This window comes from Kaistia sp. SLG-1, assembly GCF_059699055.1.
This window is the reverse complement of sequence record NZ_AP048544.1, coordinates 1,007,230-1,020,843: the sequence shown is the minus strand read 5'-3', so window position 1 is coordinate 1,020,843 and position 13,614 is coordinate 1,007,230. Positions and strand designations below refer to the sequence as shown.

Below are 13,614 nucleotides of genomic sequence, written 5' to 3'. Positions count from 1 at the left end.
TCATGACGAATTCGAACGTCACCGCCGACTATCGCGCCCGCGACGCGGCGCACCACATCCACGCCTTCTCCGACATGAAGAGCCTGAACGCCGAGGGCAGCCGCGTCGTCGTCCGCGCCGAGGGCTCCTGGATCTGGGATTCCGAGGGCAACCGCATCCTCGACGGCATGGCCGGGCTCTGGTGCGTCAACATCGGCCATGGCCGCAAGGAGATCGCCGAGGCCGTGCAGCGGCAAATGGGCGAGGTCTCCTTCTACAACACCTTCTTCAAGTCGACCCACCCGCCGGCGATCGCGCTCGCCGAGAAACTGGCTGAGATCACGCCGCCGCAGTTCAACCGCGTCTTCTTCGTCGGCTCCGGCTCGGAGGCGAACGACACCGTCATCCGCATGGCGCGCCACTATTGGGCGAGCCTCGGCAAGCCGGAAAAGACCGTGCTGATCGCCCGCCACAACGCCTATCACGGCTCGACGCTCGGCGGCGGCAGCCTCGGCGGCATGTCGTCGATCCACAGCCAGGGCGGCTTGCCGATCCCCGGCATCCACCACATCGCCCAGCCCTACTGGTTCGGCGAGGGCGGCGAGATGAGCCCCGACGAATTCGGCCTCTTCGCGGCGCGCGAGCTGGAAAAGGCGATCGACCAAATCGGCGAGGACAGGATCGCCGCCTTCGTCGCCGAACCGATCCAGGGCGCCGGCGGCGTCATCATCCCGCCCGCCACCTACTGGCCGGAAGTGAAGCGCATCCTCGCGGAGCGAGAGATCCTGCTGGTCGCCGACGAGGTCATCACCGGCTTCGGCCGCACCGGCAACTGGTTCGGCTCCGAGACGTTCGGCATCGAGCCCGACCTGATGCCGATCGCCAAGGGCCTTTCCTCCGGCTACCTGCCGATCGGCGGCGTCATGGTCTCCGACAAGGTGGCTGATGTCCTCTACACGGCCGGCGAATTCCACCACGGCTTCACCTATTCCGCCCATCCCGTCACCGCCGCGGCGGCGCTGGAAAACCTCCGCATCCTGGAGGAAGAGAAGCTGGTCGAGCGGGTGCGCGACGACATTGGCCCGTATCTGCAGAGCCGCTGGCGCGCGCTCGCCGATCATCCGCTCGTCGGCGAGGCGCGAATGACCGGCCTGATGGGCGCGCTGGAACTGGTGCCGAACAAGCCGTCGCGAACGCAGAAATTCGCCGATACCGGCAAGGTCGGCACGATCGCGCGCGACATCTCGCTCAAGAACAACCTCGTCATGCGGGCCGTGCGGGATTCGCTCATCATCGCCCCGCCGCTGACCCTCTCGCACGAGGAGGCCGAGATCCTCGTCGCCTCGGCGCGGAAGACGCTGGACGACACGCAGGCGGAACTGAAGCGGCAGGGGTTGCTATGATGGCGGCGGCGAACCCGTTCGACGGACATTCCGCATGAACCATCCGCACGCGCCTTCCTGGTATGCCGCGACGGCCGACAAGACCCTCGCCTTCGCCCCGCTCGACGGCGACACGCGCGCCGACGTCGCCATCATCGGCGGCGGCTATACCGGGCTGTCGGCGGCGCTGCATCTCGCCGAGGCCGGCATCGACGTCGTGCTGATCGAGGCGGAGAAGGTCGGCTGGGGCGCCTCGGGCCGCAATGGCGGCCAGCTCCACACCGGCCAGCGCCGCGACCAGGACTGGCTGGAGAAACGCTTGGGCCTGCCGGCGGCGCGCGAGCTCTGGAACCTCGCCGAGGAAGCGAAGGCGCTCGTCCATCACCTGATCGACAAGCACGGCATCGACGCGGAATGGCGGCCGGGGCTGATCGAGGCCGTGCACAAGGCGCGCCTCGTCGACGAGGAACGGCACTATGTCGAGAAGCTGAACCGCGACTATGGCTACGCCGCCGCCGAATGGATCGACCGCGACCGCCTGGCGCCGAAGATCGGCACGGACGCCTATTTCGGCGGCCGGATCGACCGCACGGCCGGCCATCTGCATCCGCTGAAATTCGCGCAAGGGCTGGCGAAGGCGGCCGCCAAGGCGGGCGCGCGCATCCACGAGCAGACGCCGGCGCGGAAGCTCAATGAGGGCGGCGCGGCGCCGGTGATCGAGACGCTGCGCGGGAAGATCACGGCCGACATCGTCATCCTCGCCGGCAACGGCCTGCTCGACGGCATCGACCAGGAGACCGAGACCCGGGCGATGCCGATCAAGAACTTCATCCTGACGACGGAGCCGATCGGCGCCGGCGGGCCGGGCGGGCTGATCCCCGGCGGCGAGGCGGTCTCGGATTCGCGCTTCGTCGTCTATTACTGGCGCCCGACGCCGGACGGCCGCATCCTGTTCGGCGGCGGCGAGACCTATTCGCGCTCCGACCCGGCCGATATCTTCGCCTTCGTGAAGCGGCATCTGGTGAAGATCTATCCGCAGCTCGAGCGGACGCGCATCGACCATGCCTGGGGCGGCACGCTCGCGGTCACGGTCAACCGCCTGCCCTTCCTGCGCAAGGTCCGCTCCGGCGTCTATGCGGCGTCAGGCTATTCCGGCCAGGGCGTCGCGCTCGCGCCCTTCGGCGGCAAGATCCTCGCCGAGGCGATCCTCGGCAATCCGTCGAGGCTCGACGCCTTCGCGGCACTCCCCTGCCCGCGCTTTCCCGGCGGCAAGCTCCTGCGCTGGCCGGCGCTCGTCGCCGGCATGAGCTGGTACGCGCTGCGCGACCGGCTCTGACGCCGGCCGCCTCCCATCCCGGCGGAGCCGCGGCGAGCCGCCAATGACAGCGATGTCATTTTTAGGACAATCTGTCGCAGCGGCAGTTGACGTGAGCGGCAGTTCTGTCAGTCTCCCCCCGAGACCGCTGCTGCCACCGGCGTAGAGGCACCTCTCGACCGGACAGCGAGCGCGCCGCGAAAGCGGCGAAGCGGCAGCCATAGCCGTGGTCGCGCGAACGCAACGTTCAACGGGAGGATGCCAATGTTCAAGAAGCTCGCGGTACTCTTGGCCGGCGCCATACTGGCGCTGGCAATTCCGGTCGCGGCGCAGGCCAAGACCTTCTACTGGATCTCGCACGGCACATCGGCCGACCCGGTGTGGACCTATTTCCTCGCCGGCGCGCAGCAATGGCAGAAGGATACCGGCAACACGGTCAACACCTCGTTCCACCAGGGCAACGTCGCCTCGCAGCAGGAAGCGGTCCGCGCCGCCATCGCCGCCAAGGCCGACGGCATCGTCACGACCAGCCCGGATCCGGGCAGCCTGGTCGAGGTGGCCAAGGAAGCGAACGCCGCCAAGATCCCGATCATCAACTTCAACACGCCCGACCCGACGGCCTCGTTCAACGCCTATGTCGGCGGCAACAACGTCGTGTTCGGCCGCGGCTGGGCGCAGTATCTCGTCGACAAGGGCCTGGTGAAGAAGGGCGATTTCGTCTGGATGCCGGTCGAGATCCCGGGCGCCACCTATGGCGTGCAGGAAGAGGAAGGCATCAAGAGCGTGTTCGAGCCGCTCGGCATCACCTATGAGGTGACCGAGGCGACGCTCGACCAGGCCGACGCCATCAACCGCATGGTCGACTACCTCACCGCCAACCGCGCCAAGGTCAAGGCGATCATCGGCCTCGGTGACCTCGTCACCGGCTCGATCAAGCGCGTCTTCGACCAGGTCGGCGTCAAGCCGGGCGAAATCCCGGTCGTCGGCTGGGGCAATTCGCTCGACACCACCCAGGAAGTCCTGAACGGCTATGTCAACGCCGCCCAGTGGCAGGATCCGCAGGCGACCAGCTATGTCGCGCTGTCGCTCGCCAACATGGCCGCCAGCGGCATTCCCCCGGGCTTCAACGTGATCACCGGCGCCCTGTACGAGAAGGACACGGCGCAGCTCTACGACAACATCCTCTCGGGCAAGTAGTCCCGTAGCAGCAGGCATCCGCGATCGCTCGCGGATGCCCCGTCGATCGACGGCCGCATGACCGCGTTCGCGCGGCGCGACCTGCCTGCCCTCATGCCAATCGGTCTGCCCGTGGAAAACTGCTCCCTCGTCCAGCGCTTCATCGCGAAGCCGGAGTTCGGCCCGCTCGTCCTTCTGATCGCGGAGATCGCGGTCTTCTGGTCGATCAACCCGGACTTCCTCTCGCCGCTCAACATCTCCAACACACTGTCCTTCACCGTCGAGCTCGGCCTGATCGCGCTGGCCATGACGCTGCTGATGACGGCGGGCGAATTCGACCTCTCGGTCGGCTCGGTGTTCGGCTTCGCGCCGGTCTTGATGTGGACGCTGTTCAATTCCGGCATCACCTCGCTCGAAATCGCCTTCGTGATCGCGCTCGCCGTCGCGGCGCTGATCGGGCTTGCCAACGGCCTGTTCGTGACGCGGATCAAGATCTCGTCCTTCCTGGTCACGCTCGGCATGCTGCTGGTCGTGCGCGGCGTCGCGCTGTTCATCTCGGACGGCTTCCCGCAGCGGACCTGGAGCGCGGGCCAGCACTGGCTGGCGCATGTGCTGGTCGGCGATTTCTATATCGGCCCCTTCCGCATCTACATGTCGCTGTTCTGGTTCATCGGCGTGGCGCTGGTGCTCGGCTACGTGCTGACGCAGACCAAGGCCGGCAACTGGATCCAGGCGACGGGCGGCAATCCCGGCGCGGCGCGGGCGCGCGGCGTCAACGTCAACCGCACCAAGGTGCTGCTCTTCATGCTGTCGGCGACGATGGCGTCCTTCGCCGGCGTGATCAGCTCGATCCGCACCTCCGCCGCCAACCCGAACAGCGGCGCCGGCTACGAGCTGGAGGTCATCGCCATGGTGGTGATCGGCGGCACGGCGCTGATGGGCGGCCGCGGCACCATCATCGGCACCGTGCTCGGCGTGTTCATCCTGCGCGTCATGCGCAACGGCATCGTGCTGATCGGCGTGCCCGGCCTCGCCTACAACATCTTCATCGGCGCGATCATCCTCGGCATGATGACGCTGCATTCGATCCTCGAGCGCCGGCACCAGGCGGGAACCTGATCATGACCGATTTGATCCGCATGGAGCGCATCTCGAAATCCTATGGCAGGATCCAGGCGCTGAAGGACGTCGATTTCAGCGTCCGCGAGAACGAGATCGTCGGCCTGCTCGGCGACAATGGCGCCGGCAAGTCGACGCTCATCAAGGTTCTCTCCGGCGCCGTGCCCTCGACCGGCGGCGACATCTATGTGCGCGGCAAGAAGGTCAGCATCCGCTCGACCACCGACGCTATCGCCAACGGCATCGAGACGATCTACCAGGACTCGGCGCTGGTCACCCAGCTCTCGATCGCCCGCAATCTGTTCCTCGGCCGCGAGCCGGTGACGGGCTTCCTGAACCGGCTCGACCACGCCCGCATGGATACCGTGACGCGCGATCTCCTGAAGCGCGTCGGAATCAGCAAGAACATCCCGCCCTCGACGCCGATCGGATCCTTGTCCGGCGGCGAGCGCCAGGCCGTCGCCATCGCCCGCGCCATGCATTTCGAGAGCGATTTGATCATCCTCGACGAGCCTACCAACAATCTCGGCGTCGCCGAGACGCAGGGCGTGCTGCGCTTCGTGCGCAACGCCCGCAATTCCGGCCATTCCTGCATCTTCATCGCCCACAACATCCACCACGTCTTCCAGGTGGTGGACCGGATCGTGGTGATGCGCGGCGGCCGCGTGGTGGCGGACGACATCAATCCGAAGCAATCCAGCGTCGAAGACGTCGAACGCGTCATCACCGGCATGTCGGACGAGGAGCTGGAGCGCGCGCTGGGGGCGAACAACCACTGAGGGGCTGAACCCTCCCCTTGAGGGAGGGTCAAGACCGCCTCCGGTGGTCTTGACCGAGAAAGCACTTCCTCAGCCCCACGCTCGCCGTCATCCCGGCCTCCGAGCCGGGATCCATTCAGCCGAGGCATCGGGAGGTCATCCATCCAAGGGCGCGGCCGCATGGATCCCCGCCTTCGCGGGGATGACGGCGAGGGTGCGGCAGTGCCTTTGGTTGATAAGGCCCTTCGCAATGCCGACCATGGGGGAACTGCGTCCCCTCATCTCCCTCGGGCAGAGATAGAGTCGCCCCGCCTCACCCAAGCTTCGCCTGCGCCTCGGCCGCGAGCGTGCGGACCAGGTCTCCCGCCGGCATCGGCTGGGCGAGGCGGGCTGCCTGGCCGGACCAGAGCGACATGAAATCGCGCGAGCCGACCGGCTCGGTCTCGGCCCGGAGCGGCGCCAGTGCGCCGCCGGCGAGGGGAAATTGCGGGACGTCCGACGAGAAGCGGCCGAGATCCCGCATCAGGCGATTGACGATGCCGCGCGCCGGACGGCCGGTGAAGACGTTTGTGATCGCCGTCTCGTCGGCCTCGGCGGTCTCCAACGCGCGGCGATGCTGCGGCGCGACCTTCGCCTCCGGGCCGAGCAGGAAGGCGGTGCCGATCTGCACCGCCGAGGCGCCGAGCGCCAGCGCCGCGACCACGCCGCGCGCATCGGCGATGCCGCCCGCCGCGATCACCGGCACGCCGACCGCATCCACCACCTGCGGCACCAGCGCGAAGGTGCCGACCTGGCCGGAGACGTCCGAGGTCAGGAACATGCCGCGATGGCCACCCGCCTCCGCGCCCTGCGCGATGATCGCGTCGCAGCCGCCCGCCTCCAGATAGCGCGCCTCGCGCACCGTCGTCGCCGAGGCGATCACCTTGGCGCCGGCCGCCTTGACCCGGTCGAGCAGCGGCTTCTCCGGCAGGCCGAAATGGAACGAGACGATCTCGGGGCGCAGATCCTCGACCACGGCGCAGAACGCGTCGCTGAAGGGCTCGCGGTTCGAGGCCGGGACCGGCATGGCGGGATCGAGGCCGAGCTCGCGATAATAGGGCGCCAGCCGGGCGCGCCACGCCGCCTCGCGGGCCGGATCGGGCTCCGGCTGCCTGTGGCAGAAGAAATTCAGATTGATCGGCCGCGTCGTCGCCGCGCGGACGGCGGCGATGTTTTCCCGCGCCTGGTCCGGCGAGATCGTCGCGCAGGCGAGCGCCCCGAGGCCGCCCGCTTCCGCCACGGCGATCGCCAGCGCCGGCGTGCCGAAGCCGGCCATCGGAGCCAGCAGGATGGGGTGTTCGATCCCGAACAGATCGAGGATGCGGCGATCGGCCCAATTCGTCATGACGTTTCCTGTCCTCAGCCAAGGAAGGCAAGCATAGCATCCACGAGCCCCCCGCTGAAAACCCGTCGGCGGCTTCGGCGAAGCAATCCGGCGCGACAAAGCGAGCGAAAACCGTTCCGGGCTCTGGCTATTGGTTTGGTCGCGATTTCTTCACGCGAACCGGTATCCACTTCGCTCGAAAACGCTCTAGCATCGTCGCACCGAAATTCGGGGGAGATGACGAATGACGCGCGTGGTGGTGATCGGCGGCAGCGGCCATGTCGGGACCTATCTGGTGCCGAGGCTGGTCGAAGCAGGCTTCGAGGTGGTGAACGTGACGCGCGGCCAGCGCGCGCCCTATCAGCCGCATGCGGCTTGGTCGGCGGTCGAGACGATCACGGCCGACCGCGAGGCGGAGGACCGCGCCGGCACGTTCGGCGCGCGGATCGCCGATCTCCATCCCGACATCGTCATCGACATGATCTGCTTCACGCAGCGCAGCGCCGAACTGCTCGTCGATGCGCTGCGCGGCCGCGTGCAGCATTTCCTGCATACCGGCACGATCTGGGTACACGGGCCGAGCGTCAGCGTGCCGACGACCGAGACGGCGAAGCGACGCCCGTTCGGCGCCTACGGCATCCAGAAGGCCGAGATCGAGGCCTATCTGCTGGCCGAGGCGCAGCGGAGCGGCTTTCCGGCGACCCTCGTCCATCCCGGTCATATCGTCGGGCGCGGCTGGGCGCCGCTCAATCCGGCCGGGCATTTCGATCCGGCCGTGTTCTCCGCGCTCGCGCGCGGCGACGACCTGGTGCTGCCGAATTTCGGGCTGGAGACGGTGCACCACGTCCATGCCGACGACGTCGCGCAGATGTTCATGAAGGCGATCGCCAACTGGGGCGTGTCGGTCGGCGAGGCCTATCACACCGTCTCGCCGCAGGCGGTCAGCCTACGCGGCTATGCCGAGGCGGTCTCGTCCTGGTTCGGCCACGAGGCGAAGCTCGCCTACCTGCCCTGGGAGAGCTGGAAGCAACGCCACAGCGAAACGGTCGTCGAGCAGACCTATGACCACATCGCCCACAGTCCGAGCTGCTCGATCGAGAAGGCGCGCCGCCACCTCGGCTACGAGCCGCGTTTCAGCTCGCTCGAGGCCGTGCGGGATTCGCTCGACTGGCTGATCGAGCAGGGAATCGTCAAAGCCGCCTGAGTTCGGCCAGAGATAATTAGCCGGCGTATCACCGGGCCATGAGACGGTCCGGAATGGGCAAAGCCGCGCGCGGGGCGAGCTGAGGTTGTCCCACGCCGGCACGAGGGCGACGTTACGGAATGGCGGTTTCCTTGGTGATTCCAGCCTCTTCCTGCAAGAGCTCGTCGAAAAATTATAGTCCTGCATAAATTAAGTCGATCGATTGACGTCGTCGCCGAATTGGACAACTTTTGCGTTCGGGGGGGTGGGAAACGAAGCGGAGTTTTGCCGGATGAGCGCGGACGCGATCAGTTTTGACCGAGTCGAGATGGACAACGCCGTCCGCGAGGCGGACGACGATGCGAGCGCCGCGCCGCTCCCGGCCTCCCGGCACTACCGGCGCGCCCGCCAGGATCGCGGCGCCGAGACGCGCCAGAAGCTCCTGCTCGCCGCCCTCGACGTCTTCGGCCGCTACGGCTTCGAAGGCGCCGCGACCCGCGACATCGCCAAGCGCGCCGACGCCAATCTCGCGGCCATCGTCTACCATTTTGGCAGCAAGGACGCCCTGCACAAGGCCGTGGCGGAATATGTCGTCGAGCAGATGGAAGCCCGCATCGGCGAGAGCATGGACGCGGCAGCCTCCGCGCTGGCCGGCACGATCGACCGGCCGACCGCGCGCCGCCTGCTGCAGAACATCATCGACGCGCATATCGATTCCATGCTGGGCGAGGCCGAGGCCGAACTCTGGGGCCGGTTCATCATGCGCGAGCAGATGGAACCCTCCTCGGTCTTCGACGTCATCTATGACTTCATGACCCGTTGCCAGATCACGATGACGAACCTCGTGGCCCTGCTGCTGGAGCTCGATCCGCGCTCGGAAGAGGCGATTTTGCGCTCTTTCACCATCTCCGGCCAGTTCGTCATTTTCTGCGTCGGCCGCCCGATGGTGCTGAAGCGGCTCGGACGCGATAGTCTGGCGAGCCAGGACCGCGAGGAAATCCGCAGCATCGTTACCGGCCATATCGACCAGCTGGTCGGAGAGACGCTCACGCACGAGGGATGACATGGAGGCCGGCCGGGCGTCAGCGCTCGTCGCGTTACTGCTGCTCGCCGGCTGCGGCGACGGCGGCGACGACGCGCTGCTGCACGGCTATGTCGACGCCGACTATGTGCTGGCCGGCGCCGAGGCCAGCGGCCGGGTGACCACGCTTTCCGTGCGGCGGGGCGATCCCGTCGCGGCGGATGCGCCGCTCTTCACCCTCGACGATCGCGACGAGACGGCAGCGCTTGCCCAGGCGCGGGCCGAGCTGGCGCAGGCGAAAGCGAGCCTGCAGGATCTCCGGACCGGCAAGCGGCCGGAAGAAATCCGCGTGCTCGATGCGCAGCTTGCCGACGCCGAGGCGTCGCTGACGGTGGCGCAGAAGAGCTATGACCGCAACCGGGACCTCTCGACGCGCGCCGTCGTCGCCGTCGCGACGCTCGACCAGGCGAAGGCGGACCTCGATTCGGCCGCAGCCCGCGTGCAGGTGGCGCGCGAGAACCGCGCCGTCGCCAATTTGCCGGCCCGGCCCGACCAGATCGCGGCGGCGGAACAGCAGGTCGAGGCGCTCGCCGCCGCCGTCACCGCCGCCGAGACCAAACTCGCCCGCCGCAGCCAGCGCGCCGCGAGCGCGGGGCGGATCGAGGACGTGTTCTACCAGGTCGGCGAGATCGTCCCGGCCGGCCAGGCCGTCGTCTCCCTCCTCCCCGACGGCGCGCGAAAAATCCTGTTCTTCGTGCCGGAGCCGGCGCGCGCCACCGTCCGTCCGGGCCAGCGCGTGGCGCTATCCTGCGACAGCTGCGCGGACGGGCTGACGGCGACCGTATCGAGCATCGCGACCAACGCCGAATTCACGCCGCCGGTGATCTATTCGAAGGAGAGCCGGGCCAAGCTGGTCTATCGCGTAGAGGCGCGGCCGGAGGGCGAGGCGCAAAAGCTTGATCCCGGCCAGCCGGTCGACGTCCGGCTTCCGGCGGCGGAGAAATAGCACCATGGCGCCCGACAGGCCGGAAGACGTCGTCATCGACATTCACGGCCTGACCAAGCGCTTCGGCGACAAGACGGTCGTCGACGACGTCTCGCTCGACGTCCGGCGCGGCGAGATCGTCGGCTTCCTCGGCCCGAACGGTTCCGGCAAGACCACGACGATCCGGATGATCTGCGGCCTGCTGCGGCCGGACGGCGGCAGCGGCACATGCCTCGGCCTCGACATCCTCAGGGATGCCGAGCGGATCAAGCGCCAGGTCGGCTACATGACGCAGCGCTTCTCCTATTACGAGGATCTGACGATCCGCGAGAACCTCGATTTCGTGGCGCGGATCTATGCCCTGCCGGACCGGGCGGCGGTGGTGAAGCGGACGCTGGAGCGGCTCGGCCTGTACAAGCGCCGCGACCAGCTCGCCGGCGCGCTTTCCGGCGGCTGGAAGCAGCGCCTGGCGCTCGCCGCCTCGGTCATGCACCAGCCGAAGCTCCTGCTGCTCGACGAGCCGACCGCCGGCGTCGACCCGCAGGCAAGGCGGGAGTTCTGGGACGAGATCCATACGCTGGCCGACGACGGGCTGACCGTGCTGGTCTCGACCCACTACATGGACGAGGCCGAGCGCTGCCACCGCATCATCTACATCGCCTATGGCAGGATCGTCGCGCGCGGCACGGTCGAGGAGGTGATCGAGAGCTCGGGCCTCTCCACCATCATCGTCAGCGGCCGCGACGTCGGGGCGATCGCGAAGATCGTGCGCGAGAAGCCGGGCGTCGAGCAGGTGGCGCCGTTCGGCAACGATCTGCATGTCGTCGGCCCCGATCCCGCCGCGCTCAAGGCGGCCGTCGACGCGGCGCTCGCCGAGACCGGTTCCGACGCCGTCGCGATGCCGGGCGAGACCAGCCTCGAGGACGTCTTCATCCGCTTGATGCAGACGGCGCAGGCAGGCGACCAGCCTGCAAACGGCGAGCAGGCATCGTCATGAGCGCCGGCCTCTCCCGCATCCTCGCGCTGATGGTGAAGGAATTCATCCAGATGCGGCGCGACCGGCTGACCTTCGCGATGATCATCGGCATTCCGATCATCCAGCTGGTGCTGTTCGGCTACGCGATCAACCTCGATCCGAAGCGGCTGCCGACGCTCATCGTCGCCGGCGACAGCGGCCCCGCCTCGCGCGCCATCGTCGCGGCGATGGAGGCGTCGGGCTATTTCAGCGTCGCGCCCGGCCTCGCCAGCGAGGCGCAGGCGAACGAGGCGCTGATCGACGGCTCCGCCAGCTATGTCATCACGCTGCCGCCCGGCTTCGAGCGCGATTTCGTTCGCGGCACGCGGCCGCAACTCCTCGTCGAGGCCGACGCGACCGACCCGGCCGCCACCTCCAATGCGCTCGGCGCCCTGCCGCAGATCCTCTCCAGCGCGCTGAACCGGGAGCTGATCGGTCCGCTCGCGACCCAGACCAGCGCCCCGGCCGCCGTCGATCTCGTCATCCAGCGCCGCTACAATCCGGAGGGCATCACCGCCTACAACATCGTGCCGGGCCTGCTCGGCACCATCCTCACCATGACGACCATCCTGATGACGGCGCTGGCGCTGACGCGCGAGATCGAGCGCGGCACGATGGAGAACCTGATGGCGATGCCGGCGACGCCGTTCGAGATCATGATCGGCAAGATCGTGCCCTATATCGGCTTCGGCCTGGTTCAGGTCGCCGTCATCCTCGTCTGCGCGCAGATCCTGTTCCATGTGCCGATGATGGGGTCGTTCGCCGTGCTGCTCGGCGTCACCTTCCTGTTCATCGGCTGCAACGTGACGCTCGGCTACACCTTCTCGACGATCGCCCGCAACCAGATGCAGGCGATGCAGATGACCTTCTTCTGGTTCCTGCCGTCGATCCTGCTCTCGGGCTTCATGTTCCCGTTCCGCGGCATGCCGGACTGGGCGCAGGTCATCGGCAGCGCGCTGCCGATCACGCATTACATCCGCTCGGTGCGCGGCATCATGCTGAAGGGCAGCGGCCCGTCCGACCTCGTCGGCGAAATCTGGCCCCTCGCCACCTTCTGGCTCGCCGTCGGCGCGCTGGCGCTCTTCCGCTACCGGCGGACGCTGGATTAGGGCGAGGCCAGAGCCCGCCACGTGGCGAGCGGCAGGACGAGCCTGGTGCTGTCCGGGCCGAGGCTCACGAAGGCGTGGCGGCGGTAGAATTCGGTCGCCGCCGCGTCGATCGGATCGACCAGCACGGCATGGGCACCGATATCGGAGCGAGCGACACGATCGAGCGCGTCCGCCAGCAAGAGCGAGCCGATGCCGCGTCGGGCAAAGCGATGATCGACGGCGAGCCAGCCGATCAGCACACAGGGCATTCGTGGATAGCGCGGCAGCTTCTTCGCCATCTCCGCCGGGATCTCGCCGAGATCGACGGATTGCGCCGACAGGGTGTAGAAGCCGGCAAGCGCCTCGCTCTCCAGTTCGATACAGACGAAACAGCGCGCGTAGTTCCGCCGGACATCCTGCGAAACGACGTTCAGGAAGAAGCGGTCGATACGATCATTGCCACAGCGAAACGCGCTGCGATCCTGCGTCGAAGCCAGCGGTTCGATCCGGTAGAGCGTGGTCAAGACTTGCTGGCGACGAGATCACGATGACGCCTGGCGGCATCGCGGAGTGCTTCGGTCGGTTCCGGCGGATTGACGAGCGCCTCGGCAAAGCGAGCCTGCTCTTCGCGCGTCAGGCGGATCGCGTCCATCTGCTCGATGACCTGCACGGCCTTCTCGGCCGTCGCCTCGATCACGAAGCTGGTCACGGAAATTCCACGCAGTTCCGCCGCGCGCTTGATCATATCCAGCACGCGGGTGGGAACGCGCGCCTCGAGGCGCGAGGAGTTTCCGGTGTCGCTCATGCTGGAAGCATACGGCTAATTGCCGTACGGGACAAGAACTACGCCGCCAGCTCTTCCGGTTCGCTGCCGGGGGCGAGGCGGACGCGGAGGCCGTCGAGCTCTTCCGACATCAGGATCTGGCAGGACAGGCGCGAGTTCGACTTGACTGCCATGGCGTCGTCGAGGCGTTCCTCTTCCTCGTCCGTCATCGGGATCAGCCGGTCGACCCAGTCCGGGTCGACATAGACATGGCAGGTGGCACAGGCGCAGGCGCCGCCGCATTCGGCCTTGATGCCGATGTTCCAGTCGCGGATGACTTCCATCACCCGCCAGCCCTCGAGCGCTTCGAGCTCGTGCTCCTCGCCGGCGTGGTCGGTGACGAAGATCTTCATGGCACTATCCCTATTCGACCGCCCCAACCGAGGGGCGCTTTCGAGCGAAGTGAA

General features: G+C 67.5%; 14 protein-coding genes. 10 read left to right on the top strand and 4 right to left on the bottom strand.

The features are described from left to right. Nucleotides 1–2: 2 nt before the first annotated feature. The 5 genes from AC6HZP_RS04555 (at nucleotide 3) to AC6HZP_RS04535 (ending at nucleotide 5,750) form a co-directional block, all read left to right on the top strand. Nucleotides 3–1,382 carry an aspartate aminotransferase family protein gene (locus AC6HZP_RS04555; protein WP_497525569.1) on the top strand — a complete coding sequence of 460 codons (1,380 nt, stop codon included), beginning with the start codon at nucleotides 3–5 and terminating at the stop codon, nucleotides 1,380–1,382. A gap of 34 nt (nucleotides 1,383–1,416) precedes the next feature. Further along, nucleotides 1,417–2,697: an NAD(P)/FAD-dependent oxidoreductase gene (locus tag AC6HZP_RS04550; RefSeq protein ID WP_497525568.1), complete on the top strand. Its 1,281-nt coding sequence runs from the start codon at nucleotides 1,417–1,419 to the stop codon at nucleotides 2,695–2,697. Between the two features lie 243 nt (nucleotides 2,698–2,940). Next, a complete protein-coding gene (locus AC6HZP_RS04545; protein ID WP_201402450.1) occupies nucleotides 2,941–3,873 on the top strand; it encodes a substrate-binding domain-containing protein in 933 nt (310 codons plus the stop codon). A gap of 111 nt (nucleotides 3,874–3,984) precedes the next feature. Further along, complete coding sequence (locus AC6HZP_RS04540; protein ID WP_497526736.1) at nucleotides 3,985–4,971, top strand: ABC transporter permease; 987 nt, start codon at nucleotides 3,985–3,987, stop codon at nucleotides 4,969–4,971. Nucleotides 4,972–4,973: 2 nt separating this feature from the next. Further along, entirely contained in the window at nucleotides 4,974–5,750 is a 777-nt protein-coding gene (locus tag AC6HZP_RS04535; RefSeq protein WP_371812856.1) for an ATP-binding cassette domain-containing protein, read from the top strand. Nucleotides 5,751–6,042: 292 nt separating this feature from the next. On the opposite strand, the gene AC6HZP_RS04530 is transcribed toward AC6HZP_RS04535, so the two are convergent. After that, nucleotides 6,043–7,113, bottom strand: a complete 1,071-nt coding sequence (locus AC6HZP_RS04530) for an NAD(P)H-dependent flavin oxidoreductase (protein WP_497525567.1) — start codon at nucleotides 7,111–7,113, stop codon at nucleotides 6,043–6,045. A gap of 223 nt (nucleotides 7,114–7,336) precedes the next feature. On the opposite strand from AC6HZP_RS04530, the gene AC6HZP_RS04525 reads away from it, so the two are divergent. From AC6HZP_RS04525 to AC6HZP_RS04505, 5 genes are all read left to right on the top strand, one after another. Next, a complete protein-coding gene (locus AC6HZP_RS04525; RefSeq protein WP_497525566.1) occupies nucleotides 7,337–8,296 on the top strand; it encodes an NAD-dependent epimerase/dehydratase family protein in 960 nt (319 codons plus the stop codon). Between the two features lie 271 nt (nucleotides 8,297–8,567). Continuing rightward, entirely contained in the window at nucleotides 8,568–9,338 is a 771-nt protein-coding gene (locus tag AC6HZP_RS04520) for a CerR family C-terminal domain-containing protein (RefSeq protein ID WP_244669791.1), read from the top strand. A 1-nt stretch (nucleotide 9,339) separates the two neighbouring features. Beyond that, complete coding sequence (locus AC6HZP_RS04515) at nucleotides 9,340–10,302, top strand: HlyD family secretion protein (protein ID WP_497525565.1); 963 nt, start codon at nucleotides 9,340–9,342, stop codon at nucleotides 10,300–10,302. 4 nt (nucleotides 10,303–10,306) lie between these two features. Then, a complete protein-coding gene (locus AC6HZP_RS04510) occupies nucleotides 10,307–11,278 on the top strand; it encodes an ABC transporter ATP-binding protein (RefSeq protein WP_497525564.1) in 972 nt (323 codons plus the stop codon). After that, nucleotides 11,275–12,405: an ABC transporter permease gene (locus AC6HZP_RS04505; protein WP_497525563.1), complete on the top strand. Its 1,131-nt coding sequence runs from the start codon at nucleotides 11,275–11,277 to the stop codon at nucleotides 12,403–12,405. The genes AC6HZP_RS04510 and AC6HZP_RS04505 overlap by 4 nt, the downstream gene beginning before the upstream one ends. On the opposite strand, the gene AC6HZP_RS04500 is transcribed toward AC6HZP_RS04505, so the two are convergent. Genes AC6HZP_RS04500 through AC6HZP_RS04490 form a run of 3 tightly spaced genes read right to left on the bottom strand, consistent with a single transcriptional unit; the run spans nucleotide 12,402 to nucleotide 13,560 of the window. After that, complete coding sequence (locus AC6HZP_RS04500) at nucleotides 12,402–12,908, bottom strand: GNAT family N-acetyltransferase (protein ID WP_497525562.1); 507 nt, start codon at nucleotides 12,906–12,908, stop codon at nucleotides 12,402–12,404. The genes AC6HZP_RS04505 and AC6HZP_RS04500 overlap by 4 nt on opposite strands. Continuing rightward, a complete protein-coding gene (locus AC6HZP_RS04495; protein WP_497525561.1) occupies nucleotides 12,905–13,189 on the bottom strand; it encodes a type II toxin-antitoxin system TacA family antitoxin in 285 nt (94 codons plus the stop codon). The genes AC6HZP_RS04500 and AC6HZP_RS04495 overlap by 4 nt, the downstream gene beginning before the upstream one ends. Before the next feature lie 38 nt (nucleotides 13,190–13,227). Next, nucleotides 13,228–13,560 (bottom strand): 2Fe-2S iron-sulfur cluster-binding protein, encoded by a 333-nt coding sequence (locus AC6HZP_RS04490; protein ID WP_497525560.1) that lies wholly within the window; start codon nucleotides 13,558–13,560, stop codon nucleotides 13,228–13,230. Between the last annotated feature and the right edge of the window lie 54 nt (nucleotides 13,561–13,614).

Bases quoted from the DNA above. Each gene is read 5' to 3' on its own strand.
- AC6HZP_RS04555 (WP_497525569.1), top strand. From the start codon at position 3: ATGACGAATTCGAACGTCACCGCCGACTATCGCGCCCGCGACGCGGCG.
- AC6HZP_RS04550 (WP_497525568.1), top strand. From the start codon at position 1,417: ATGAACCATCCGCACGCGCCTTCCTGGTATGCCGCGACGGCCGACAAG.
- AC6HZP_RS04545 (WP_201402450.1), top strand. From the start codon at position 2,941: ATGTTCAAGAAGCTCGCGGTACTCTTGGCCGGCGCCATACTGGCGCTG.
- AC6HZP_RS04535 (WP_371812856.1), top strand. From the start codon at position 4,974: ATGACCGATTTGATCCGCATGGAGCGCATCTCGAAATCCTATGGCAGG.
- AC6HZP_RS04530 (WP_497525567.1), bottom strand. From the start codon at position 7,113: ATGACGAATTGGGCCGATCGCCGCATCCTCGATCTGTTCGGGATCGAA.
- AC6HZP_RS04525 (WP_497525566.1), top strand. From the start codon at position 7,337: ATGACGCGCGTGGTGGTGATCGGCGGCAGCGGCCATGTCGGGACCTAT.
- AC6HZP_RS04520 (WP_244669791.1), top strand. From the start codon at position 8,568: ATGAGCGCGGACGCGATCAGTTTTGACCGAGTCGAGATGGACAACGCC.
- AC6HZP_RS04515 (WP_497525565.1), top strand. From the start codon at position 9,340: ATGGAGGCCGGCCGGGCGTCAGCGCTCGTCGCGTTACTGCTGCTCGCC.
- AC6HZP_RS04510 (WP_497525564.1), top strand. From the start codon at position 10,307: ATGGCGCCCGACAGGCCGGAAGACGTCGTCATCGACATTCACGGCCTG.
- AC6HZP_RS04505 (WP_497525563.1), top strand. From the start codon at position 11,275: ATGAGCGCCGGCCTCTCCCGCATCCTCGCGCTGATGGTGAAGGAATTC.
- AC6HZP_RS04495 (WP_497525561.1), bottom strand. From the start codon at position 13,189: ATGAGCGACACCGGAAACTCCTCGCGCCTCGAGGCGCGCGTTCCCACC.
- AC6HZP_RS04490 (WP_497525560.1), bottom strand. From the start codon at position 13,560: ATGAAGATCTTCGTCACCGACCACGCCGGCGAGGAGCACGAGCTCGAA.